Origin of the sequence: Albimonas marina (genome assembly GCF_029223255.1) — a bacterium.
In the GTDB taxonomy this organism is placed as follows: Bacteria; Pseudomonadota; Alphaproteobacteria; order Rhodobacterales; family Rhodobacteraceae; genus Albimonas.
Genome location: NZ_JARHUC010000002.1, coordinates 274,515 through 298,744, shown reverse-complemented (window position 1 = coordinate 298,744; position 24,230 = coordinate 274,515). Strand labels below are relative to the sequence as shown.

General features: G+C 71.9%; 23 protein-coding genes. 12 read left to right on the top strand and 11 right to left on the bottom strand.

The window, feature by feature from the left end; translation table 11 throughout:
* Window positions 1-73 precede the first annotated feature (73 nt).
* The 9 genes from P2H44_RS05140 (at window position 74) to P2H44_RS05100 (ending at window position 8,660) form a co-directional block, all read left to right on the top strand.
* The gene (locus P2H44_RS05140; protein WP_275762373.1) at window positions 74-697 is read left to right on the top strand and encodes a hypothetical protein; all 624 of its coding nucleotides are present in this window, start codon (window positions 74-76) and stop codon (window positions 695-697) included.
* 142 nt (window positions 698-839) lie between these two features.
* On the top strand, window positions 840-1,598 hold the full coding sequence (locus P2H44_RS05135) for an ABC transporter ATP-binding protein (RefSeq protein ID WP_275762883.1): 759 nt from the start codon (window positions 840-842) through the stop codon (window positions 1,596-1,598).
* 42 nt (window positions 1,599-1,640) lie between these two features.
* Window positions 1,641-2,642: a branched-chain amino acid ABC transporter permease gene (locus tag P2H44_RS05130; RefSeq protein ID WP_275762372.1), complete on the top strand. Its 1,002-nt coding sequence runs from the start codon at window positions 1,641-1,643 to the stop codon at window positions 2,640-2,642.
* 4 nt (window positions 2,643-2,646) lie between these two features.
* A complete protein-coding gene (locus P2H44_RS05125; protein ID WP_275762371.1) occupies window positions 2,647-3,723 on the top strand; it encodes a branched-chain amino acid ABC transporter permease in 1,077 nt (358 codons plus the stop codon).
* A gap of 125 nt (window positions 3,724-3,848) precedes the next feature.
* Window positions 3,849-5,138, top strand: coding sequence for an ABC transporter substrate-binding protein (locus P2H44_RS05120; RefSeq protein WP_275762370.1), 1,290 nt, complete (start codon window positions 3,849-3,851; stop codon window positions 5,136-5,138).
* Window positions 5,139-5,254: 116 nt separating this feature from the next.
* Window positions 5,255-6,142 (top strand): ABC transporter ATP-binding protein, encoded by an 888-nt coding sequence (locus P2H44_RS05115; protein WP_275762369.1) that lies wholly within the window; start codon window positions 5,255-5,257, stop codon window positions 6,140-6,142.
* A 148-nt stretch (window positions 6,143-6,290) separates the two neighbouring features.
* Entirely contained in the window at window positions 6,291-6,728 is a 438-nt protein-coding gene (locus P2H44_RS05110; protein WP_275762368.1) for a hypothetical protein, read from the top strand.
* A gap of 131 nt (window positions 6,729-6,859) precedes the next feature.
* Window positions 6,860-7,390 carry a GNAT family N-acetyltransferase gene (locus tag P2H44_RS05105; RefSeq protein ID WP_275762367.1) on the top strand — a complete coding sequence of 177 codons (531 nt, stop codon included), beginning with the start codon at window positions 6,860-6,862 and terminating at the stop codon, window positions 7,388-7,390.
* 25 nt (window positions 7,391-7,415) lie between these two features.
* Window positions 7,416-8,660 (top strand): phenylacetate--CoA ligase family protein, encoded by a 1,245-nt coding sequence (locus P2H44_RS05100; protein ID WP_275762366.1) that lies wholly within the window; start codon window positions 7,416-7,418, stop codon window positions 8,658-8,660.
* A 1,243-nt stretch (window positions 8,661-9,903) separates the two neighbouring features.
* Here P2H44_RS05100 and ykgO read toward each other — a convergent pair.
* The 9 genes from ykgO to P2H44_RS05055 all read right to left on the bottom strand — a co-directional run bounded on the left by ykgO (window position 9,904) and on the right by P2H44_RS05055 (window position 17,280).
* Complete coding sequence (gene ykgO, locus P2H44_RS05095; RefSeq protein ID WP_092861885.1) at window positions 9,904-10,029, bottom strand: type B 50S ribosomal protein L36; 126 nt, start codon at window positions 10,027-10,029, stop codon at window positions 9,904-9,906.
* A gap of 144 nt (window positions 10,030-10,173) precedes the next feature.
* The gene (locus P2H44_RS05090) at window positions 10,174-10,920 is read right to left on the bottom strand and encodes an ABC transporter permease (RefSeq protein WP_275762365.1); all 747 of its coding nucleotides are present in this window, start codon (window positions 10,918-10,920) and stop codon (window positions 10,174-10,176) included.
* Window positions 10,920-11,672 carry an ABC transporter permease gene (locus P2H44_RS05085; RefSeq protein ID WP_275762364.1) on the bottom strand — a complete coding sequence of 251 codons (753 nt, stop codon included), beginning with the start codon at window positions 11,670-11,672 and terminating at the stop codon, window positions 10,920-10,922. The genes P2H44_RS05090 and P2H44_RS05085 overlap by 1 nt, the downstream gene beginning before the upstream one ends.
* Window positions 11,673-11,719: 47 nt before the next feature.
* Window positions 11,720-12,490, bottom strand: coding sequence for a transporter substrate-binding domain-containing protein (locus tag P2H44_RS05080; protein WP_275762363.1), 771 nt, complete (start codon window positions 12,488-12,490; stop codon window positions 11,720-11,722).
* Window positions 12,491-12,653: 163 nt separating this feature from the next.
* A complete protein-coding gene (locus P2H44_RS05075) occupies window positions 12,654-13,223 on the bottom strand; it encodes an SH3 domain-containing protein (protein WP_275762362.1) in 570 nt (189 codons plus the stop codon).
* Window positions 13,224-13,360: 137 nt separating this feature from the next.
* Window positions 13,361-14,020, bottom strand: a complete 660-nt coding sequence (locus tag P2H44_RS05070) for a hypothetical protein (protein WP_275762361.1) — start codon at window positions 14,018-14,020, stop codon at window positions 13,361-13,363.
* Window positions 14,021-14,259: 239 nt separating this feature from the next.
* On the bottom strand, window positions 14,260-15,630 hold the full coding sequence (locus P2H44_RS05065) for an ammonium transporter (RefSeq protein ID WP_275762360.1): 1,371 nt from the start codon (window positions 15,628-15,630) through the stop codon (window positions 14,260-14,262).
* Window positions 15,631-15,669: 39 nt separating this feature from the next.
* The gene (locus tag P2H44_RS05060) at window positions 15,670-16,008 is read right to left on the bottom strand and encodes a P-II family nitrogen regulator (protein WP_092861899.1); all 339 of its coding nucleotides are present in this window, start codon (window positions 16,006-16,008) and stop codon (window positions 15,670-15,672) included.
* Window positions 16,009-16,551: 543 nt separating this feature from the next.
* Entirely contained in the window at window positions 16,552-17,280 is a 729-nt protein-coding gene (locus P2H44_RS05055; protein ID WP_275762358.1) for a pyridoxamine 5'-phosphate oxidase family protein, read from the bottom strand.
* 65 nt (window positions 17,281-17,345) lie between these two features.
* On the opposite strand from P2H44_RS05055, the gene pdxR reads away from it, so the two are divergent.
* The 3 genes from pdxR to P2H44_RS05040 all read left to right on the top strand — a co-directional run bounded on the left by pdxR (window position 17,346) and on the right by P2H44_RS05040 (window position 21,830).
* Entirely contained in the window at window positions 17,346-18,785 is a 1,440-nt protein-coding gene (gene pdxR / locus P2H44_RS05050; RefSeq protein WP_275762356.1) for a MocR-like pyridoxine biosynthesis transcription factor PdxR, read from the top strand.
* 227 nt (window positions 18,786-19,012) lie between these two features.
* The gene (locus P2H44_RS05045; protein WP_275762355.1) at window positions 19,013-21,238 is read left to right on the top strand and encodes a transglycosylase domain-containing protein; all 2,226 of its coding nucleotides are present in this window, start codon (window positions 19,013-19,015) and stop codon (window positions 21,236-21,238) included.
* 130 nt (window positions 21,239-21,368) lie between these two features.
* Window positions 21,369-21,830: a hypothetical protein gene (locus P2H44_RS05040; protein ID WP_275762354.1), complete on the top strand. Its 462-nt coding sequence runs from the start codon at window positions 21,369-21,371 to the stop codon at window positions 21,828-21,830.
* A gap of 82 nt (window positions 21,831-21,912) precedes the next feature.
* Here the strand turns inward: P2H44_RS05040 and P2H44_RS05035 are convergent, their stop codons facing one another.
* Together P2H44_RS05035 and P2H44_RS05030 are read right to left on the bottom strand one after the other, a co-directional pair.
* Window positions 21,913-22,656, bottom strand: coding sequence for a M48 family metallopeptidase (locus P2H44_RS05035; protein WP_345798977.1), 744 nt, complete (start codon window positions 22,654-22,656; stop codon window positions 21,913-21,915).
* Entirely contained in the window at window positions 22,653-24,161 is a 1,509-nt protein-coding gene (locus tag P2H44_RS05030) for a polyhydroxyalkanoate depolymerase (RefSeq protein ID WP_275762353.1), read from the bottom strand. The genes P2H44_RS05035 and P2H44_RS05030 overlap by 4 nt, the downstream gene beginning before the upstream one ends.
* Between the last annotated feature and the right edge of the window lie 69 nt (window positions 24,162-24,230).

Genomic DNA, 24,230 nt, shown 5'->3' with positions numbered 1-24,230 from the left:
GGCCGGCGGGGGGCTTCGGAGGTCGCGTTTGCGTACGCGGCGGACCTTCCGCCGCCTGTGTCGGAGTAACGAGATGCGCCCCGAAACCATCGGAACCGCGCGCGGGGGCCTGCGACGGCTGGTCCTTGCGCTGAGCGTCGCCGGCGCGGCCGCGCTGGGTCTGGCCGCGCCCGCCGCCGCCGGCCAGATCGAGGACGACTGGTACGACTTCGCCTTCGCGCGCTGCGCCGAGCCGATCATGCGCGCCGCCCAGATCGTCACCGGAAGCCTGGTGCCGCTGCCCGCCCTGACCGCCAACCGGATCGACGTCCGCTCGGCCGGGATCGCCTGGACCAACGCGGCGGGCATGCCGATCCTGGTGCACATGGAGCATCAGGCCGGGACCGAGACCTACCTCGGCTGCCGGGTGGCCTTTCCGCTGACCACCGCGACCACGGTCCCGATCGACGTCGCGGCGGCCATCTCGTCCTTCGAGAGCTGGATCGAGAACAACACCGACAACCGCACGTTCCGCGACGTGGCCTGCCCCTTCGGGGACAACCGCATCTACGCGCGCAAGATCAAGACCCGCGGCGAGACCCGCCCGGGAGTGAACGTGTCCATCGTCATCGAGGCGGGCGCCGGAAACGCCTTCCTCTTCTTCGCCGCCGTCGAGGAACCGATCGGCGTCGGCGAGTGCATCAACGGCAGCGGCTGATCGGACGGGAGGGTCCATCGGCCGCTCGCGAAGGGAGGCGCGAGTGAGCATTCATGCAGCCGAGGCGGCGTCGGACGACGCCGCCTACGCCCGCCAGGAACAGGCCCACGGCATCGAGCCGCGGCGCATCGGCGGCACGGTGATGGAGATGAAGAACATCACGCTGCGCTTCGGCGGCGTGACGGCGATCAAGGACATCTCCTTCGACATCAAAGAGCACGAGATCCGCGCCATCATCGGCCCCAACGGGGCCGGGAAATCCTCGATGCTCAACGTCATCAACGGCTTCTACCACCCGCAGGAAGGCGAGATCTTCTTCCACGGGCAGAAGCGCGGCCCGATGAAGCCCTACGAGATCGCCCAGCAGGGGATCGCCCGCACCTTCCAGAACATCGCTCTGTTCAAGGGCATGACGACGCTCGACAACATCATGACGGGCCGCATGACCATGATGAAGACGAACTTCTGGCAGCACTGCATGTGGTGGGGATCGGCCCAGCGCGAGGAGGTCGAGCATCGCCGCCGGGTCGAGGAGATCATCGACTTCCTCGAGATCCAGGCGATCCGCAAGACCCCCGTCGGCCGCCTCCCCTACGGCCTGCAGAAGCGGGTCGAGCTGGGCCGGGCGCTCGCCGCCGAGCCCAAGCTCCTGCTGCTCGACGAGCCCATGGCCGGCATGAACGTCGAGGAGAAGGAGGACATGTGCCGCTTCATCCTCGACGTGAACGACGAGTTCGGGACCACCATCGCCCTGATCGAGCATGACATGGGCGTGGTCATGGACATCGCCGACCGGGTGGTGGTGCTGGACTACGGCCGCAAGATCGGCGACGGCACCCCCGACGAGGTGCGCGCCAACCAGGACGTGATCGACGCCTATCTGGGCGTGAGCCACGACTGAACCCATTCCATCGACGCGATCCAACAGGGAGGGGTTCGCGGCATGAGCGCCGAAATTCTCTACACGATCGAGGTGATCGTGAACGGGCTGCTGACGGGCGTGATGTATTCGCTCGTCGCCCTTGGCTTCGTTCTGATCTTCAAGGCCTCGGGCATCTTCAACTACGCGCAGGGCGTCATGGCCCTGTTCGCGGCGCTGACGCTGGTCGGCTTCCAGAACGGGCAGGTGCCCTTCGCCGAGCTGATCAACGCGGTGCTGGGCACCGAGATCCACGGCTTCGGCTGGGAGATGCCGACCTTCCTCGCGATCCTCTTCGCCCTGGCGGTGATGCTGCTGTTCGCGATCCTGGTCGAGCGGATCATCCTCAAGCACCTGGTGAACCAGGAGCCGATCATCCTGTTCATGGCCACCATCGGCCTCGCCTACTTCCTCGAGGGGTTCGGCGACCTGATGTGGGGCTCGGACATCAAGGCGCTGGACCTGGGCCTGCCGCAGGGCGGCAGCTTCTGGATCGAGGACATGACCATCGGCTGGGCGGCCGAGGACTCGGGCTTCTACGGGATGTACATCGACAAGCTCGACCTGATCGCGGCGGGCGTGGCGGTGGCGCTGGTGGTCGCGCTGACGGCCTTCAGCCAGTACACGCGCATCGGCCGCGCCCTGCGGGCGGTGGCCGACGACCACCAGGCGGCGCTGTCGGTGGGCATCTCGCTGCGGTTCATCTGGGTGGTGACCTGGGCCATCGCGGGCTTCGTGGCCCTGGTCGCGGGCGCGATGTGGGGCGCGAAGTCGGGCGTGCAGTTCTCGCTGTCGCTGATCGCGCTGAAGGCGCTGCCGGTGCTGATGCTGGGCGGCTTCACCTCGATCCCCGGCGCCATCGTGGGCGGCCTGATCATCGGGGTGGGCGAAAAGCTCTTCGAGTTCGCCATCGGCCCCTATGTCGGCGGCGCCACCGAGAACTGGTTCGCCTACGTGCTCGCGCTGATTTTCCTGGTGTTCCGTCCCCAGGGCCTGTTCGGCGACAAGATCATCGAGAGGGTCTAGACCGATGCTTTACCGTGAGGCCGGCGACTACAAGACGTCCTACGTCGACGACGCCCAGACCTTCCCCATCGCCTTCGACCGCTGGCGCTACTACGTCGTGTTGGTGGTGGCGTTCCTGATCCTGCCGCTGTTCATCACCGACTATTTCGCCAAGTCCGTGATGATCCCCTTCCTGGTCTTCGCCATCGCCGCGATGGGCCTCAACATCCTGACCGGCTACTGCGGGCAGGTCTCGCTCGGCACGGGCGGCTTCATGGCGGTGGGGGCCTACGCCTCCTACAAGCTGATGACCGCCTTCCCGGAGCTCAACATCTTCTTCGTGATCCTGCTCTCGGGTGGGGTGACGGCGGCGGTGGGGGCGCTGTTCGGGCTGCCCTCGCTGCGCATCAAGGGGTTCTACCTCGCGGTCGCCACGCTCGCCGCGCAGTTCTTCCTGGTGTGGCTGTTCAACAAGGTGCCGTGGTTCTTCAACTACTCGGCCACCGGCCAGATCACCGCGCCGCCGCGCTCGGTCCTGGGGGTCGAGGTGACGGGGGCCGAGGTGCCGGCCTGGAGCGCCTACCTGTTCTGCGCGGTCTTCGTCTTCGGCCTCGCCTGGCTGATGCGCAGCCTCACCCGCGGGCGCGTCGGGCGGCAGTGGATGGCGATCCGCGACATGGACATCGCCGCCGAGATCATCGGCGTGAACCCGCTGCGCACCAAGCTGACCGCCTTCGCCGTCAGCTCCTTCTACGTGGGCATCGCGGGGGCGCTGTTCTTCTCGGTCTACCTCGGCGCGGCCGAGCCGACCGAGGCCTTCGGCATCAACCAGTCGTTCCTGGTGCTGTTCATGATCATCATCGGGGGCCTGGGCTCGATCTTCGGGTGTTTCGCGGGCGCGGCCTTCATGATCATGATGCCGGTGCTGCTGAAGAACGTCATGGTCGGCGGCCTCGGCTGGTCGACCACGATCGCGACGCATTTCGAGTTCCTGATCGTGGGCGGGCTGATCGTGGCCTTCCTGATCCTGGAGCCGCACGGCCTCGCGCAGCTGTGGCGCCTGATGAAGGAGAAGCTGCGCCTGTGGCCCTTCCCGCACTGAGCGGACGCCATGGGGAAACGCTCCGGTCCGCCGTCCTGGGAGGCGACGGCGGACCGGCAAGACCGCCAAGACCCCGGACCACGGGGCGGGGAGATCGAATTCCGACAGTTAGGGAGGCTAACCGCATGAAACTGTCCCGCCTGGCCGCGCTCGCCGCGGCCGCGATGATCGCCGCGAGCCCCGCGCTCGCCGATCTGAACGTTCCGGCCCTGAACTACCGCACCGGCCCCTACGCGCCCTCGGGCATCCCCTACGCCGACGGGTTCTCCGACTACATGACGCTCCTCAACGAGCGCGACGGCGGCGTCGGCGGCGAGCGCATCAACGTCATGGAGTGCGAGACCGCCTACAACACCCAGAAGGGCGTCGAGTGCTACGAGGCGCTCAAGGGCGAGAACCCGCTGGTGTTCATCCCGCAGTCGACCGGCATCACCTACCAGCTGATCCCCAAGGCCTCGGCCGACGGGATCCCGGTCCACTCGATGGCCTACGGGCGCACCTCGGCCGTGAACGGCAAGGTGTTCGAGTGGGTCTTCATCATGCCCGGCACCTACTGGGACGCCGCCTCCATGATGGTGAAATACGCCATGGAGCAGGAGGGCGGGTCGCTCGAGGGCAAGAAGATCGCGCTCGTCTACCACAACTCCGCCTACGGCAAGGAGCCGATCCGCACGCTGGAGGAGCTGGCCAAGAAGCACGGCTACGAGCTGACCCTGCTGGCGGTCGACCACCCCGGCCAGGAGCAGAAGTCGCAGTGGCTTCAGATCCGGCGCGAGCGTCCCGACTACGTCTTCATGTGGGGCTGGGGCGTGATGAACTCGGTCGCCGTGCAGGAGGCCGCCAACATCCGCTTCCCGATGGACAAGTTCATCGGCGTGTGGTGGTCGGGCTCCGAGGCGGACGTGCTGCCCGCGGGCGCCGGCGCTGACGGCTACAAGTCGATCACCTGGCACAAGCCCGGCGCCGACTTCCCCGCCTTCGAGCAGATCAAGACCATGGTCCACGACAAGGGCCTGGCCGCCGGCGACGGCACCACGATCGGCCAGGTCGGCTACAACCGCGGCGTCTACGCGGCGGTCATCGTGACCGAGGCGATCAAGGCCGCCCAGGAGGCGACGGGCAAGTCGAACATCACCGCCGCCGACATGCGCGACGCCTACGAGACGCTGACCATCACCGCCGAGCGGTGGGCCGAGATCGGCCTGCCCGAGTTCGCCCAGCCCCTCCAGGCCTCGTGCGAGGACCACGGCGCGCCCCACATGGGCGCGATCCAGCAGTGGAACGCCAAGGACAAGACCTGGAGCCTGGTCTCGGACTTCATGACGCCGGACAACGACGTCGTGGGCCCGCTGATCGAAGAGGACTCGATGGCCTTCGCCGCCGAGAACAACATCACCCCGCGCACCTGCCAGTGATCGCGGCCTGAAATGCGGGGCGGGGGCCTTCGGGCCCCCGCCCACCCCCCCGATGAATTTCCCGGCCGCCCGCGCGCATCCGCGCCCGCGGCCGTCCCAGCCGGAGCGCTTCGACGATGACCGACGCCGCCCTCGCGGAAGCCAAAGCCGCCGCCGCCGTGGCCACCACGGATCAGGACCTGAAGGCCGATCCCGCGCCCGGCGAGCCGCTGCTGCGCGTCTCCAACATCGAGGTCATCTACAACCACGTCATCCTGGTGCTGAAGGGCGTCTCGCTGACCGTGCCCAAGGGCGGCATCACCGCGCTGCTGGGCGGCAACGGCGCCGGCAAGACCACCACGCTGAAGGCGATCTCGGGCCTGCTGAAGTCCGAGCGCGGCGAGGTCACCAAGGGCCGCATCCTCTACCGTGGCCGCGACGTGGCCGCGGGCGATCCGGCCGAGCTGGTGAAGTCCGGCGTCATCCAGGTGATGGAAGGCCGCCACTGCTTCGAGCATCTCACGGTCGAAGAGAACCTGATGACCGGCGCCTACACCCGCACCGGCGGGCGCGCCGAGATCGCCCGCGACCTGGAGATGGTCTACACCTACTTCCCCCGCCTGAAGGAGCGGCGCACCTCGCTCGCCGGCTACACCTCGGGCGGCGAGCAGCAGATGTGCGCCATCGGCCGGGCGCTGATGTCCCGCCCCGAGACGGTGCTTCTGGACGAGCCGTCGATGGGCCTCGCGCCCCAGCTCGTCGAGCAGATCTTCGAGATCGTGAAGTCGATCAACGAGAAGGAGGGCGTGTCCTTCCTGCTGGCCGAGCAGAACACCAACGTCGCCCTGCGCTACGCCCACTACGGCTACATCCTCGAGAGCGGGCGCGTGGTGATGGACGGCGAGGCGAAGGCCCTGCGCGAGAACCAGGACGTGAAGGAGTTCTACCTCGGCATGTCCGACCAGGGCCGCAAGTCGTTCCGCGATGTGCGCTCCTACCGCCGCCGCAAGCGCTGGCTGAGCTGAGCCGATGACGGGCGGCAGGCTGCTGCGCCGCAGTCGCCTCGGCGCGAGCCCCCAGGGCGTGGCCGCGCCGCGGGCGGGCGGCGAAGCGGGCGGCGCCGGCGGACGCCGGGCGGGACCGGGCCGGGGAACGCCTGCGGCGAGCTGGGCCATGGCGGCCGTCGTCTTCGCGGGCCTGCTGGCGGCGAACGTCCAGCTCTTCCTCCTGATCCCCGACGACGATGCGTCCTCGTCGGAGACGTCGGGCGTGGCGCCGGCCCATACGCTCGCGATCCTCAGCCAGGCGGCCTCGCCCGCCGTGGCCGGCGCGCTGCGCACGCTGGAGAGCGCGATCGCGGGGCAGGGGAGCGCGACCCTTCCCGCCGATCTCGCCCCGCTGGAGGCGCATCTGCGCGCCGCCGCCTATTGCTACGACCAGGGCCTGTGCGACGCCGAGGCGATCCGCGCCCACGCCTGCCGTCCGCTGGGCGACTACGAGGCGGTGTTGGCCGAGGCGCAGCTCGCCCAGGGCGCGCGATACCAGGATGGCGAGCGTGCTCTGTCCCGGACGATGCTATGGAAGGACTGCGAGTCGGCGGCGCAGGACTAGGCGCGCCGCCGCGCGCCCCGCGTCCCGACCCCCGCCTCCGCCGGAGATCCCCCGATGTCCCGCCGCCCGCTTCGCCTCGCCCTCGATCGCCGCCTCCGCGGTCCCGCCCGCCGGGCGCGGGGCTGACGGCGATGGCTCTGGCGGCGCTTTCCGATCGCGATCCGATCCCCTGCGGCGAGGCCGAGGGCCTGGTGTGGCGGCGCAACCGTCCCGTGGCGCTCGCGCCCCTGGCGGGCTGGTTCGCCGACGCGCAGGACATGGCCTTCGCCCATCCCTTCGCCCGCTTCCCCTTCGACGCGGAGGAGTGGGAGGAGCTGCTGACCCGCCCCAGCCCCGCGTTCTTCTACGCGGACAAGGACGGCGTCCCCTTCGCCCATTTCGGCCTGCGCCCCAACGACGACGCGGTCCACCTGTGCTTCCTGGTGATGGACCCCGCCCGCCGGGGCGAGGGGCTCGCCCGTCCGCTCGTCCGCCTCGCCGCCGCCGCCGGCCGCGCGCTGCTGCCGGGATCGGAGCGCATGACGCTCAACGTCTCGACCGGCAACCTGCGGGCCGAACGCCTCTACCTCTCCCTCGGCTTCCGCCGCAACGGCTGGGCCGAGGAGGGCATGTTCCAGATGGAGCGTCCGCTGGGCCTCCAGCCGCCATGGGACCGCCCCTGACCCTTCCCCCCACGGGAGACGCGATATGAGCCGCTACTACGACGACCTCGAAACCCGCTCGGCCGACCAGCGCGCCGCCGACCTCGCGCGCGACCTGCCCGCGGTGATCGGCCATGCGCTGGAGAAGGCCCCCGCCATGGCCGCGCATCTGGCCGGCGTGAACCCCTCGGACGTGCGCGACCGGGCGGCGCTGGCGAAGCTGCCGGTGCTGCGCAAGTCCGAGCTCGCCGCCAGGCAGGCCGAGACGCCGCCCTTCGGAGGCTTCGCGGCCGTCACCCCCACCGGCATCCGCCACGTGTTCCAGAGCCCCGGGCCGATCTACGAGCCGGGCGGGGACGCCCATGACTGGTGGCGCGGCGGCCGGCAGCTTCACGCCGCGGGCGTGGGCAAGGGGGACCTGGTGCAGAACTGCTTCTCCTACCACCTCACCCCCGCGGGGATGATGTTCGAGAGCGCGGCGCGTGCCGTGGGCGCCTCGGTCCTGCCCGCCGGCACCGGGCAGACCGAGCTGCAGGCCCGCGCCATGGCCGACTGCGGGGTGACCGCCTACACCGGCACGCCGGACTACCTGAAGGTGATCCTCGACAAGGCGGCCGAGATGGGGCTGGACGTGAGCTCCGTGAAGAAGGCCTGCGTGGGGGGCGGGGCGCTGTTCCCCTCCCTGCGCCAGGAATACGCCGACCGCGGCATCGCCTGCCTGCAGGGCTACGGCACCGCCGACCTCGGCTCGGTCGCCTACGAGAGCCCGGGGCCGGACGGCGCCGTCGAGGGCATGATCGTGGACGAGGGCGTGATCGTCGAGATCGTGCGCCCCGGCACCGGCGACCCGGTCCCCGAGGGCGAGGTCGGCGAGGTGCTGGTGACCACGCTGAACCGCGACTACCCGCTGATCCGCTTCGCCACCGGCGACATGTCGGCGGTGCTCTCGGGCGTCTCGCCCTGCGGGCGCACCAACATGCGCATCAAGGGCTGGATGGGCCGCGCCGACCAGACCACCAAGATCAAGGGCATGTTCGTGCGCCCCGAGCAGGTGGCCGAGCTGGCGAAACGCCACCCCGAGATCGCCAAGGTCCGCGTGATCGCCACCCGCGAGGGCGAGGCCGACGCGATGACCGTGAAGGTCGAGACCGTGGAGGGCGAGGGCTTCGCCGCCCGGGTCGCCGAGAGCGTCGCCTCGGTCCTCAAGCTGAAGGGCCGCGTCGAGCTGGTCGCCCCCGGCAGCCTGCCCAACGACGGCAAGGTGATCGAGGACGCGCGCAGCTACGACTGACCGTCGTCCGGGCGCGCCGCCCGCCTCCTGGGCGCGCGCCCCAGGCGGCGACATTGGGGGTGCGGGCGCCTCGCTGGCTACGCAGGCGCCCCGGGCTCGACCCGGGGCCTCGTCTTTGCCGCCGGCGACGGGCGGCGCCTTTACGGACGCCTTGCGGCCGCCGCGCTCACGCGCGGCGGCCGGCTTTCGCGGCGGGGGTCATTCCCGCCCCTGGCGGCGGGTCGGCTCGCCCGCGAGGGCGGCGACCAGCCGGTCGAACCAGGCCTCCGGGTCGAAGGCCGCGATCGGGAAAATCATCTCCCGCTCCTTTCGATACGCGCCCACCCCGGGCCATCCGCTACGCCTCGGGCGGGCACGTCCCGCCCCGTCTCCGGCGCCCGGCCGGGCCTGAACGCCAGGCCCGCGATACGCTCGCCGTCTCGCCGAAGGGTCGCCCGTCACACGCACGCCGGGCCTCGCTCACGCCTTACGCTTCGATCCTTGGGCCTGCGGAACCTGCACGCGGCACGCCCCGGATCGTCCTGCACGCTCGTCACCCCGACGAAGACCGCGAAACCCCGCGCCTCCGCCCGCTCCGCTCCGGCCGCCGATACGCGGGGGCCTTCGTCCTACGCTCGTCTCGCCCACCCCGGCCGCGATACGCCGCGGCCCTCGCTCCACGCTCCCGGTCCCATGGCCTGCGCCCGCTCCTCGCAGGCCGGGTCCGGGTCTTGCCGGATCGGGAGCCGCGCCCACCCCTGGCCGCCTCTCCCGCGCCGTCTCGCGGCGTCGCGCCCACCCCCGGCCGCTTCGCCGCGCCGTCCGGGCCTTGCGTCCACCCCTGGCCGCTCCGCCCGCCGAAGGGTCTCGCCTTCGACATGGCCAATATCGCCCGGCGCGGTTTTCGAGCGGTCAAAGACACGATTTTCGGCAGCGCAATTCGACGCGAATTCCCAAGGGGCCGCGGCGTCTCGATTTCCCACAGAGCCGCCCTGCGCCCAAGCGCGAACCGGGGCCGCGCGGGGCGGGGAATCGTCAGAAGCTGTTAGGCAAGCCCACGGAATCCCTCGCCGAATCCGGCGCGATGTTCACAGAGCGTTGAGCATGGCGGCCCCGCCAAGCGCCGAGTCGGACGGGCGGGGAATCGCCCTGCTGGCGCGGAGCCGCGGGCGAGCGGACATGACGAAGGGGGCCGCGCCTTGCCGGCGCGGCCCCCTCCAGATCCCTGCAAGACCCCCCGCGTCGCACGCGGGGCGCGCAGCCCTCAGCCCTGGCGGGCCTTGAACTTGCGCTGGGTCTTGTTGATCACGTAGACGCGGCCCTTCCGGCGCACGACGCGGCAATCGGCGTGGCGCTGCTTCAGGGACCGCAGCGAGTTCTTGATCTTCATCGTCTCTTCTCCCGCGGCGCCGCGGGGGCGGCCGTCTTGATCAGTCAATTCCGGCGCTGCGTATAGCCGTGGCAGGGCGGAGTCGCAAGGGGGGGCGGGCGAGAAGACCCCGCGTCCGCCGCGCGGGACGCAACGTCACGCGCCTCAGACCCGCGCGGTTCCGAAGGCGGCGCCCGCCGCCGTGCCCTTCTGCAGCTTCTTGAGCTCCTCGGGCGGCAGCAGGTGGCGCAGGTAGCGCCGCTCCAGCAGGCGGAACAGGCCCACCAGCAGGAAGGTCAACGCCATGTAGAGCACGGCCGCGGTGACGAACCCCTCGTAGGCCACGTAGTAGCGCGCGTTCAGCGTGCGCCCCGCGCCCAGGATGTCCTGGATGGTGATGACCGAGGCGACCACCGAGGAATGCAGCTGGAACACCACCTCGTTGCCGTACTGCGGCAGCGCCCGGCGCAGGGAGGAGGGGAGCAGCACCAGCCAGGTCGTCTGCCGCTCGGAGAGGCCGAGCGCCTTGGCGCCCTCCAGCTCGCCCTTCGGGGTCATCGCGAAGGCGCCGCGCAGGATCTCGGTCTGGTAGGCGCCGGAGTTGAGCGAGAAGGCGATCAGCGCGCACCACCAGGCCTCCTTCAGGAAGACCCAGGCCCAGGACTCGCGGACCCACTCGAACTGGCCCAGGCCGTAGTAGATCAGGAAGGTCTGCACCAGCAGCGGCGTGCCGCGGAAGAAATAGGCGTAGCCCCGCGGGATGAAGGCGAGGCGCGAGCGGCGCTGCTGCGCGAGCGCGCCGGGCAGGGCCAGCAGGAAGCCCGCGGCCACCGACAGCACCGTCAGCAGCATCGAGACCCAGACCCCGTGCAGGAACATGTCCCAGTGCTGGAGGGGGAGCGACAGGTCCATCAGGCGGCCGCCTCCTGCGCGGGGGTGGGCGGCAGGCCCGCGCCGCCCTTGCCGGGCCCGTCGCCGCGCCCGAGGTCCTGGCCGGTGTTGGCCCAGCGCTCCGCCCGCGCCAGCAGCTTGTCCGAGACCGCGGTGATCGCGAGGTAGACCAGCAGCACCACCACGAAGAACAGGAACGGCTCGCGCGTGGACTTGCCCGCCTTGTCGGCGAGGCCGACGAGGTCGTCGAGCCCGATGACCGACACGACCGCGGTGGACTTCACCAGCACCAGCCAGACGTTGCCGTAGCCGGGCAGGGCGTGGCGCAGCGCCTGGGGGCCGGTCACGCGCAGGAACTCGCCCCGCAGCGGCATGCCCAGCGCGCGGGCGGCCTCGGCCTGGCCGCGGGGCACCGCCATCCAGGCGCCGCGGAAGGTCTCGGTCAGGTAGGCGCCGTAGAGGATGCCGATGGCGGCCACGCCGGCCCAGAACTTGGAGATCTCGATGAACGGCAGGCCCAGGCCTTCGCCGACGTCGTTGATCAGCCGCTGGCCGCCGAAATAGACCAGCAGGATCAGCACCAGGTCGGGAATGCCGCGCCCGAGCGTGGTGTAGACGAAGACCGCGCCGCGCGCGATCCGCCCGCCCCCGACCTTGCCCCAGGCCCCCAGCAGGCCCAGCGAGGTCGCGAGCAGGGCCGAGCAGACCGCCAGCGCCACGGTCGTCAGCGCGCCCCCCATCAGGAGCGGCAGGTAGTCGAGAAGCTTGTCCATGCGCTCAGCCGGCCGCCCCCGCAGGGGCGGCCGCGCGACGGCCCGGATCAGCCGCCATAGACGTCGAAGTCGAAGTACTTCTTCTGGATCTCGTCATACTCGCCCGACTCGCGGATCTTGGCGATCGCGTCGGTGAACTTGCCGGCCAGGTCCGAGCCCTTGCGCACGCCCACGCCCGCGCCCTCGCCGTGGTACTTGGGGATCGAGTAGGTGTCGCCGAAGAAGGCGTAGCCCGTGCCGGCCTCGGTCTTCAGGAAGCCCTCGTCCATGGCGATCGAGTCCGCCACCAGCGCGTCGACGCGGCCCGACTGCAGGTCGAGATAGGCCTCGTCCTGGGTGCCGTAGAGCTTCAGCTCCACGTCCGGGAACTCGCCCTCCATGAACTGCTGGTGGATGGTGCCGCGCTGCACGCCCACGGTCTTGCCCGCCAGCCCCTCGGGGGTGGTGGTCATGTCGGTGCCTTCCTTGGCCACGAAGGCCGCGGGGGTGTTGTAGTACTTTGCCGAGAAGTCGATGACCTTGGCGCGGTCCGGGGTGATCGACATCGAGGCGACGATGGCGTCGCACTTGCGCTCGATCAGGGCGGGGATGATGCCGTCCCAGTCGGTCTTCACCATCTCGCAGCTCACGCCCATCGCGGCGCACATGGCGTTGGCCATGTCGATGTCGAAGCCCACCACCTGGCCGTCGGCCGTGGTTTCGGAGAACGGGGGGTAGGCGCCCTCGACGCAGATCTTGAGGTCCTCGGCCGCGGCGGCGCCGGCCGAAAGGGCGATCGCCGCGGCGGCGAACGCGCCGGCGAGGGTCTTGCGGGACATATGGGGTCTCCCTGAAGTGATCTTGTTCCCGCGGCCGAGCCTGCGACGCCCCGACGGGAGCGTCAACGGGGGATCGTCCGGGGCGACGAGACGACGTGGCGGCCGATGACGTGAACGTCACATGAAGCGTCGGGAACCGGCGTCGGCCGCGAGGCCTGCGCCCTCAGCGCGCCTCCAGCGCCCCCGGCGCGGGGCGGCAGCAGCCGGTCAGCCAGCGGGTGGTTCCGCCCTCGGTCACGATCAGGGTGCCGCGGCCCCAGACGGGGGTGTCGAGGGGCGTGTCGATGCACTGGGCGTCCTCGTAGCGGAACAGCCAGCGCTCGGCGGGATCGGCGCCGGCCTCCAGCAGCGCGTAGGGGCGGCCCTCGGCGGCCACGACCCGGGTGACGGGGCGGGAGATCGCCGGGGCGTCGATGCGCTCGTAGGTCATCTCCAGCGCGCTCCAGCGCAGGGACCACATCGGCTCGAACCCGCCGCAGGCGCCGGCGACGGGCGTGGTCCCGTCCAGCGTGCGGATCGGGGCGGCGCGCAGGAAGCGCTCGGCCACCCAGCCCTGCAGCTCGCCCGAGCCGATGCGCAGCCAGGGGACCGAGCTCTCGGCCCGCTCGCCGGAGGCCACGACCAGCGCGCCCTCGGCCAGGGCGCCCAGCACCTCGGCCTCGCCTGAGGGCGTGGCGCGCACGTTCAGCGTCTCGCCTGCGGGCAGGGCGTCGACCACGGCCCAGCCCTGCAAGGGACGTTCCGGCGCCTGCGCCGACGCCACGGCGGGCGTCGCGAGCAGGAGCGCGAGGAGCAGGCGGCGGAGGGGGGCGCGGGCGATCATGGCGCGAGCATGCGCCCGGGCGGCGGTCGCGGTCAACGCCGGGCGCCTCACAGTCCCCGTCCCAGCGAGCCCCACAGGCTCTCGATATGGCCGTAGATGGTCTGGGTGGCGCGGGCGGTGATCCGGCATTGCAGGCGCGCCTCCTCCCGCGACTGGCCGGCGTCGGGGGGCGAGAACGCCTCGCAGGCCGACGGGTCGAAGGCGCCGGCCAGCAGGCGGGTCATCGGCTGGTCGGCGTAGCGGCGCGACAGCGCGGTCCACTCCGCCTCCGCCCGCCGGTTGCAGTCGAGCCGCGCCTCGGCCCCGACCTGGGCGTCGCAGGCCTCGAGCAGGGGGCGGTAGCACAGGATCGCCTTGGACATGTCGGGCCGGGCGGCCTGCACGCAGGGCACGGCGGCGTCGAGGTTCAGGAGCGCCCTGGACCCCGGCGCGCTGAAGCCGGCGCCGGGTCCCGTCCGCACGCCCGGCCCCGCGGGCGGCGCCGGCGCGACATGGGCCCCCGGCCCGCCGCCGGGCTGCGTCTGCAGGCCCCGGCGCACCGTCACCCCGCCCGAGCTTCCCGGCAGCCCCCGGCTGGTGGCCGCGTCCTGCGCCGTCGCCGCGGGCGGCGGCAGGGCGACGCCCGCCAGCATCGCCAGCAGGGGCAGGGCGCAGGCGCCGGAACGACGGCGGGAGAAGCGGCGCGGACGGGGAACGCGTTGGGTCATCCCCGGGTTGTTCCGCGTCGCGGCCTGCCGGTCAACGTCCGCGTGCGCGCCACGCCCCGGCGGCCGCGCGAAATCCCGCGCGGCGGACAAAAAAAGCCCGACGCCGAAGCGCCGGGCGAAGGTCGGGCGACACGGGCCGCCCCGGGGAGGATCCGGAGCGGGAGGCGTCGTTGCGCGCGCCTCCCGCGATCTTGGGGGCCGGGACGGGCGCAGGCGCCGTCCCGGCGGGCAGGGCCCGATCAGGAGATCTGGGAGCCCTTGCCGAACTCGGGGTAGGCCTCCATGCCCAGTTCGGCGCTGTCGAGACCGGCGATCTCGTCCTCGGCCGAGACGCGGATGCCCATCACCATCTTCAGGACGAACCAGATCACCAGCGACACCACGAAGACGAACACGCCCACGATGATGATCGACATGATCTGACCCATGAAGGTCGCGTCCGGGTTGGTGATCAGCACCGCCAGCGTGCCCCAGATGCCGCAGAACAGGTGCACCGGGATCGCGCCGACCACGTCGTCGATCTTCATGCGGTCCAGCATCGGGACGGCGAAGACGACGATCACGCCGCCCACGGCGCCGATGATCGTGGCCATGCCGAGCGTGGGGGTCAGCGGCTCGGCGGTGATCGAGACCAGGCCCGCCAGGGCGCCGTTGAGCACCATGGTGAGGTCGATCTTGCCGTAGACCACCTGGGTCAGGATCAGCGCGGCCACCGCGCCGCCGGCGGCGGCGGTGTTGGTGTTCACGAAGATGCGCGACACGTCCGCGGCGTCGCCGATCGAGCCCATGGCCAACTGCGAGCCGCCGTTGAACCCGAACCAGCCCAGCCACAGGATGAACGTGCCCAGCGTGGCCAGCGGCAGGTTCGAACCCGGGAACGGGGTGACGCGGCCGTCCTTGTACTTGCCCAGACGCGGACCCAGCACCAGGGCGCCGGCCAGCGCGGCCCAGCCGCCCACCGAGTGCACGACGGTCGAGCCGGCGAAGTCGAGGAAGCCGTACTGGCTGTCCAGGAAGCCGCCGCCCCACTTCCACGAGGCCTGGATCGGGTAGATCAGCGAGGTCAGGACGATGGTGAAGATCAGGAACGGCCACAGCTTGATGCGCTCGGCCAGCGTGCCCGAGACGATCGAGGCGGTGGTCGCGCAGAACATCAGCTGGAAGTAGAAGTCCGAGCCGGTCGAAGCGTAGGAGAGGTCGTCCGCCCCGTCGGCGCCGATGCCCACGGCCTCCATCACCGCGACGCCGAAGGCGCCCAGGTAGCCGCCGGTCTCGTCCGAGCCGATCGACCAGTTCCCCAGCGGGTACATCAGGTTGTAGCCGATCAGGTAGTAGAAGATCGCCGCGATCGCGAACAGCGCGACGTTCTTGGTCAGCTGCATGGTCACGTTCTTGGTGCGGACCAGGCCGGCCTCGAGCATGGCGAAGCCCGCGGCCATGAACATCACCAGGAAACCGGCGACGAGGAACAGCAGCGTGTTGAACACCCACACGGACTGCTCGGGCACGGCCCCCGCGGCCGGCTCCGCGTCCTGGGCCAGCGCGGGCAGCGCGACCAGCGCGGTCGCGCCCAGCGCGAGGCCCGCGGTTTCAAGAAAGCGTCGGTTCATATTTCTCGATCCCTCTTTGTCTGCTTGGCCTTGCCGCGATCAGAGCGCGTCTTCGCCGGTCTCGCCGGTGCGGACCCGCAGGGCCTGCTCGACGTCCAGGACGAAGATCTTGCCGTCGCCGATCTTTCCGGTCTTGGCGGTGGAGGCGATGGTCTCGACCGTCTTGTCGACGGCGGCGTCGGGCACGACGATCTCGAGTTTGATCTTCGGCACGAAGTTCACGACATATTCGGCGCCGCGGTAGATCTCGGTGTGGCCGGACTGACGCCCGTACCCCTTGACCTCCGAGACCATGAGCCCCTGCACGCCCGACGAGGTCAGCGCTTCGCGCACCTCCTCGAGCTTGAAGGGTTTGATGACGGCGATGATCAGCTTCATCCTGCGTCCCCGGTAGTGATTGCGACAGGTTGCATCGACCCCTCCTCATTCAAGGCGCGTGCCAACTTCGCGGGAGGGGCCTGCGGCATGGATATTCGACGCTTGGAATGGCCGGCCCGGCGCGCCGTTCCCGTCGCCCGGCGCGGGCGCTCCGGGCGACGGGAACGGGCGGGGTGACGTAGCGCCCGCCTGACGGTTCCGTGAACGAGGGGCGCCGAGGCCTGGCCCGGCCTCCGGCCTTCGACGGCGGGCGCCTGCGGGGCGGGCATGGCGGCGACGATGCCGCCCGGCGCTCGTGGAAGGCGCCTGCGGAACAGGCGCCCGCGCCGGCGCCGGATCGGCGGACCGACGCCGGCGCAGCGCCGGATCGCCTAAAATTTGTGCAATCGACTTGCGCGTTTGCGCGTCACGGTTCGGATACGATCCCGCCTGCGCTTCGTCCCGCAGGCGCCCCGCCCGCCACGGTTTTTCCCGCCCCCGGGCCCCCGCGCGAAGGGCCGGCCGCGGCGGCGCGGGGCCGGGCGGCCCCGCTCCGCCGGCGCCTCAGCGCGCGGCGCCCTCGTAGAGATGGGCGAGCTCGACCATCGCCTCGTCCAGCCGCCGTCCCGGCGCATAGGCGTCGAGGCCCGAGCGGATCGCCTCTGGCCCGTTGTGCGGGCAGGGCTCCGGCGCGCCGATCACCGTCGAGACCGGGATCACGCCGGCCCAGGTGGGGTTATCCAGGTCCTCGGGCTCGTCGTGGTTGAGGTCGGCGCGAACCTTGGCAGAGGCCGCCGCGATCTCCATCCCCACCACCTTGGTGGCCTTGATGTCCTGCGCCGAGAACTCGCGCAGCGTCGCGTTCCGGCCCGGGAAGTAGCGGTCGATCATCGCCAGCAGGGCGGCGGACTTCTCCTCCGCGCCCTCCACCAGCGCCGCCTCGCCGAAGCACATGACCGAGCGGTAGTTGGCCGAATGGTTCATGCCCGTGCGCGCCATCACCAGCCCGTCCAGCATCGCCACCGTCACGCAGACCGGCACGCCGCCGGCCTGCGCGCGCAGCATCCGGCTGGCCGACGAGCCGTGCCAGTAGAGGCGCGTCCCCTCCCGCCAGTGGATCGTGGGGGTGCAGTAGGGCTGGCCGTCGATCACGTAGGAGACGTGGGCCAGCATCCCCGCATCCAGCACCGCGTGGACCGAGGCGTGATCGTAGGCGCCCCGGTCGTGGCGGCGCTTCACCCGGTTGCGGACGTCGACGGGATAGGCGGCCTCGGGGAGGGTCTGTTCGTTCATGGCGGGATCTCCGGTTGCTCGCCGCCTCTTCGCCCGGCAGAATGGTCCGCGAAAGGTCCATTCCCATGCCGAAACGACAGACCAATTCGCCCGACTGGTCCGCCCTCGCCCCCATCGCCCCGGGGGAGGGGCCGCGGACCCGGGCCGTCTACGCCGAGCTGCGCCGCCTGATCGAGGCGCGCCGCTTCCCGCCGGGCGGCAAGCTGCCCCCGACGCGGGAGCTCGCCGCGCGGCTGGACGTGGCGCGGGGCGCGGTGGTGGCGGCCTACGAGCAGCTCGCCGCCGAGGGCTTCGTCGAGGCGCGCCAGGGCGCGGGCACCTTCGTCGCCCACGCCGTGCCCGCCGCCCCCGCCGACGCCGCCGCCCCGCGGCGGGAGCCCGCGCCGCCCCGCCCGCAGCCCGGCAAGCTGGGCAGCGGCACGGCCGACGCGCGCACGATGCAGGTGCTGCGCAGCCTCTATCGCCGCGCGCTGGAGCGGCCGCCGGACAGCTTCCTCCACTACGGCGATCCGCGCGGCGACCTCGCCCTGCGGGTCGAGATCGCGGCCTACCTTCGCACGGCCCGCGGGATGAGCGTCGCGCCCGAGCAGGTGCTGGTCACCGGCGGCACGCAGGCGGCCCTCGACCTCGCGGTGCGCGCCACCCTGCGGCCCGGCGACCCGGCGTGGATCGAGGATCCCTGCTACCCAATGGCGCGCCGCTGCCTGGAGGCCGCGGGGCTGGAGCTGACGCATGCGCCGGTCGACGACCAGGGCCTCGACGTCGCGCGGGCCGAGGCGTTGCGCGCGCGAGCGCGGGCCGCCTACGTGACCCCCTCCCACCAGTTCCCCACCGGCGTGACCATGACCATGCCCCGGCGGCTCGCGCTGCTCGATTGGGCCGCGCGCACGGGCGCCTGGATCTTCGAGGACGATTACGACAGCGAGTTCCGCTACACCGGCCAGCCGCTGGCGGCGCTGCAGGGTATGGACCGGGCGGGGCGGGTGATCTACCTCGCGAGCTTCTCCAAGGCGATCGCGCCGGGTCTGCGGCTGGGCTTCGCGGTGCTGCCCCCCGACCTCGCCCCCCGCGCGCTGGCGCTGCGCGACGCGATCGACCGCTACCCCGCCGCGCTCTCCCAGGCGGTGATGACCGCCTTCCTCGCCGAAGGTCACTACGCCGCCCACCTGCGGCGCGCGCGCAAGCGCCTGCGGGCCGCGCGCGACGCCCTGGTCGAGGGGTTCGCGTGCGGCCCCTTCGCGGTCCGCGCGCCGGAGCAGGGGCTGCACCTGATCGCCTGGGCGCCGCCGGGCGCGGACGAGGCGCGGGTCCATGCGGCGGCCGAGGCGGCCGGCCTCTCCTCCCGCCCGCTCGCCAGCGCGAGCTTCGCGCCGCCCGCGCGCCCCGGCCTCGTGGTCGGCTTCGCCGGCTTCGAGCCCGACGCGCTGAGGGCCGCCGCCCGGGCCGCCTCGCGCGCGGTGGAGACGCTGCCAGGGGCGTCAGGCGCCCAGGCCGCGGGCGGGTGACGTGACGGTTGCGTGGACCGTCGCGGCGCAGGGCCGCGATTGTCCGCGCGACCGGCCCGGTTGTGGCGACGCCGCCTCGCCCCCACCCGCAAATCGTCCGCCCATCTCCACAAAACGGCCCGCATGCCCTACTTTCATGGCCGTCACAGCTCGATACGAGCAGGCGGTTCCGGAACAAGAGAACTTAGGGCGTGACGAAAGGCAGACAGGATCCTCCGAGCCGGCGCATGACGACGGCCCAGCGACGCGCGGCGCAACGCAAGGCCGAGCGGCAGCCCGGCGCGCCGGCGCCGGCCGCCAAGCGTGCGCCCGCGACGCCCAAGACGGCGACGCCCAAGCCCGCGAAGGCCGCCCGCGCGGCCAAGCCGCGGCGGGAGCGGGCCTCGGGCGGGCGGATGGGCTGGCTCGACCGGGCCGTGCGCTCCACCCTGCTGTTCGTCGCCCGCTGGACCTGGCTCGTCGGCTCGCGCATCGCGCTGGGCGTGGCGCTGGTCGTGGCGGTCTCGGTCGGCTGGTACTATTTCGCGCTGCCCGCGGCCTCCGACCTGCTCGACGGGCGCGAGCGCGGCTCGGTCACCCTGATCGACGAGGCGGGGGAGGTCTTCGCCTGGCGCGGCGACCAGTTCGGCGGCGCCCTGCGCGCCGGAGAGATGTCGCCCCACCTCGTCCACGGCGTCGTGGCGGCCGAGGACCGGCGCTACTACTCCCATTTCGGCATCGACCCGCTGGGCCTGGCCCGCGCCATGGCGGTGAACATCCGCGCCGGCGGCCTGGTGCAGGGCGGCTCTACGCTGACCCAGCAGACCGCCAAGAACGTGTTCCTGACCAACGAGCGCAGCCTGGAGCGCAAGCTCAAGGAGCTGCCGATGGCGCTGGCCATGGAGCTGAAATACACCAAGGAGGAGATCCTCTCGATCTACCTCAACCGGGTGTATCTCGGCGCCGGCGCCTACGGGTTCGAGGCCGCCGCCCAGCGCTATTTCGGCAAGTCCGCGCGCGAGGTGAACCCGGCCGAGGCCGCGATGCTCGCGGGCCTGCTGAAGGCGCCCTCGCGCTATGCGCCGACCAACGACCTCGGCGCCGCCCAGAACCGCGCCACCGTGATCGTGGGGCTGATGGAGGAGCAGGACTACCTGACCGAGGCCGAGGCCGAATACGCCCGCGCCCACCCCGCCGAGCTGTCGCAGGCCGCCTCCGACCGGGCGGGGGGCGCCTTCGCCGACTGGGTGATGGAGGCCGGCCCCGCCTGGCTGACCCGCGACACCACCGAGGACGTGCGCATCCGCACCACCTTCGACCGCCGCGCCCAGCTCGCGGCCGAGGCCGCCGTGCGCTCGGTCTTCGAGGAGAACGTGAAGGAGGGCTCCGACGCCCAGGCCGCCGTGGTGGTGATGACCCCCGACGGGGCGGTGCGCGCCATCGTCGGCGGGCGCAATCCCACCGGCCTCGGCGGACAGTTCAACCGCGCCACCCAGGCGCTGCGCCAGACCGGCTCGGCCTTCAAGCCGGTGGTCTTCGCCGCGGCGCTCGAGGCCGGCGCCTCGCCCAACGACATCGTCCGGGACGAGCCGATCACCATCAAGGGCTGGACGCCCTCGAACTACAACGACGAGCGCTTCGGGCGGATGACCCTGACCCAGGCGCTGGCGCGCTCGGTCAATACCATCGCCGTGCGCACCGCCGTCGAGACGGGCCTGCCCAAGGTCCGCCAGATGGCCGCCGACATGGGCATGACCGCCGAGCTCGCCCCCGGCCCCGCCATCGCGCTGGGCACCTCGGAGGCGACGCTGCTGGACATGACCGGCGTCTACGCGACCATCGCCCACGGCGGCCTGAAGACCGAGCCCTGGGGCATCCGCAGCGTGACCCTGCGGGGCGAAAACACCCCCCTGATGACCCACGCCCCCGACGACCGCGGTCCGCGCGCCATGTCCGCCCAGACCGCGCGCCGCCTGACGGGGATGATGGAGGAGGTGATCCGCTCCGGCACCGGGCGGCGCGCGCAGCTCGACGGGCGCGAGGCGGCGGGCAAGACCGGCACCACCCAGGCCGCCCGCGACGCCTGGTTCATCGGCTTCACCGCCGACTACGTGGTGGGCGTGTGGATGGGCTACGACGACAACACGCCCCTGACCGGCGTGACCGGCGGCGGCCTGCCGGCCGAGATCTGGCGGCGCGCGATGCTGGGCCTGCATGAGGGCATGCCGCTTCGCGAACTTGACAGCGAGCGTCCGAGCGGGGCAAGCGATGCGCCGTCGGGGGAGCGTATCGCTTCCGGCAATGGCGGCTCGCGTCGCAACGGCGCGCGCGACGTGGTCGAAAGCGGCCTGGGCGCCGTGGGCAGCTTCATCGCGGGGGTCGTCGACTCCCTGTCCTCCGGCGGAGGCGGCGGCGGACGGTCCCGCGACTCCGGCGCGGAGAGCTGGAACAAGAATCCGAACGCCGACAGGTGATCGAAGCGCAGCGTAGGGTTCCCGAGGGGCGCAGCCCGAGGGAACGCGGAATGGGGGACAGGATGAGCAGCCGTCGACCGCCGGGATCGGCCGATCCCGACTTGCACGCCGCCATGGCCGGGAGGCGCGCGTGACCGACGAGGACGAGGGCGCGGGCCTCTCCCATGCGCGCCCGATGGCGCGGATCAGCACGCGGGACAAGCGTCGCAACCGTCGCCGCAAGAGCAAGTACAACCGTCCGCTGGTCTCGTTGCCGCACGGGATGGTGGTGCTGTTCCTGCTGCTGGGCGTGGGCTTCGCGCTGGGCCTCGCCAAGGGGCTGATGCAGGGCGACACGCTGACGATCCACACCGCGGACACCCAGCGCCTGCGCGACCTGAACCTGCCCGGCGTCACGCCGCAGCGGGCCGAGCGTCCGCTGGGCCTGCCGCAGCTGCTGATCTGGGCCTACCTGTTCGGCACGCCGATCCTGTTCGCGATCCAGCGCGCCTTCCTGTGGCGCTACACGCTGACCAACGCCAAGTACCTGATGATGTCGGGCCTGGCGGTGTGGGTGGTGGTGATCGCCGTGGTGCTGGTCGCCAGCGTCTGAGGCCGCCACTCCCGTTCTGACTCGAAAGCGCCCGACCCCCGGTCGGGCGCTTTTCGCTTGCGGGGCGGGCGCGCCTGCGCCCTCAGTCCCCGAAATCCACCCGGTGAAGGTCGCCCCCGTGGCGGCGCAGCCAGTCGCGGCTGTCGCGCCAGTCGGGGCGCAGCCGCTCGACCAGCGCCCAGAAGGCGGGGGCGTGGTTCATCTCGACCAGGTGGGCGGCCTCGTGGGCGGCGACGTAGTCCAGCACCTCCGGCGGGGCCATCGCCAGCCGCCAGGAGAAGCTGAGCGCGCCGGTGGAGCTGCACGACCCCCAGCGCGAGCGCGTGTCGCGCAGCGTGACCTTGGCGGGCCTGCGCCCCAGCCGCGCGGCGTAGGCCTGCGCGGCGGGGACCAGCGCCGCGCGCGCCTCGTCCTTCAGGAACGCCTTCGCGCGCCCCGGCGCCCCCTCCGGCGGGCCGCAGACCAGCAGCCGCCCGTCCTCGAGCCTGGGCGCGAAGCGGCCGGGCCGCACCTCCAGCACCACCGAGGTTCCGCGGAAGGGCAGGGCGCGACCCGCCGCCACCACCCGCGCGGCCGGCACCCGGGCGACCGCCCCCTCCAGCCAGCCGACGTGGCGCTCGAGGAAGGCGCGCGCCTCCGCGAGGCTCGCGCGTTGCGGCAGGGTCAGCTGGGGGCGGCCGTCCACGCGGCTCACCGACAGGGTGAACCGGGTGGCGCGGGGATTGCGGCGCACGCGCACCGACAGGCCCAGGGCCTCCACCGGCAGCTCGTCCGGCGTCTCGTCGCGCTCCGGCGCCGCCTTGGGGCGGCGCAGGCGCAGGATCACCGCTTTCCGCCGGTCCCGCCGGCCCCGTTGGATTTCGCCGCCGCCGGCTTGCCGCCCGCGGTCTTCGCCTCCCCCGCGGCCTTGGCCGGGGCGGGCTTCGCGCCCGAGGCCGCCGGCTCGGTCAGCCCCGCGGACTTCATCGCCGCCTGCTTCAGCTGGCGCGCCCCGCGCAGGCCGGCCGCGTCCAGCGCGCCGTCCAGGCTCGGCCGGCGCGTCTGCGCGGGCGGGGCCACCACCACCTCGGGCTCGCCCCTCAGCATCGCCCGCTGAGCGCGCACGAAGTCGCGCACCTTGGGCTGGATCGAGCGCCGCCAGCGCGAGCCGTTGAAGACCCCGTAGTGCCCCACCGTGTGCTGCACGTGATGGAGCTTCTTCGCCTCGGGCAGGTTGCTGCACAGCCCGTGCGCCGCCTCGGTCTGGCCCAGGCCCGTGATGTCGTCCTTCTCGCCCTCGACCGTCATCAGCGCGATGTCGCGGATCGCCGAGGGCTTCACCAGCCGCTCCTCGCGATAGCGGAACGCGCCGATCGCCAGCAGGCGCTTCTGGAACACCCGCTCGATGGTCTGCAGGTAGAAGGCCGCGTCCAGGTCCATCACCGCGAGGTATTCGTCGTAGAACCGCCGGTGGCTCGCCGCGCTCTCGCCGTCGCCCTTCACCAGGTGGCGGAAGTGGTCGAGATGGGCGTTCAGGTGCCGGTCGAGGTTCATCTGCATGAAGCCCGAGAGCTGCAGGAACCCCGGATAGACGCGGCGCATGAAGCCCAGGTTGGGGAAGGGCACCGTGACGATCACGTTCTGCTCGAACCAGCTCAGCGGCTTGGTCGTCGCCAGTTCGTTGGGCTGCTTGGGGTTCATCGCCGTGTCGATGGGCGAGCCCATCAGCACGATCGAGGCCGGGCGCGCCGGGTCCCCGTCCTCGGCCATCATGGCGGCCGCGGCCAGCACCGGAACGCCCGGCTGGCACACGCCCATCACCGCCGCCCGCTCGCCGCCCTGGCGGGCGATGAAGCGGCAGAACTCGGCCACGTAGTCGATATAGTCGTCGAGGTCGAAGACCCCCTCGGCCACCGGCACGTTGCGCGCGTCGCGCCAGTCGGTGACGTAGACGTCGTGCTCGGGCAGCATCGCCTCGACCGTGCCGCGCAGCAGGGTGGCGAAGTGGCCCGACATCGGCGCGACCACCAGCACCGGCGGATCGTTGCGCGAGCGCGCGGGCGCGCCGGCGCGGCGGAAGCGGATCAGGTCGCAGAACGGCTTCGACATCACCGTCTCGACCGTCACCTTCGACGGCTCCCCCGAGACGGTGGTGGTCTCGAGCCCCCATTCCGGCTTGCCGTAGCGACGGGTGGCGTTGACGAACATCTCCAGCCCCGCCGCGGCGGCGCGGGCGGGGAAGGTGATCGAGGCCGGGTTCAGCGGGTGGCTCAGAGCCTGGCGGCCCATCTGCGCGGCAGCGCGCAGGGGGCCGATGGCCGCGTGAGACAGTTCATAAGCGTGGTAGAGCATGGTGCGGCGTCCGCCTCCTTCGGGGCGCGCGAAGCGCGCGAGGCCGGCCCGGGCGGCGCCTCGGGCCCC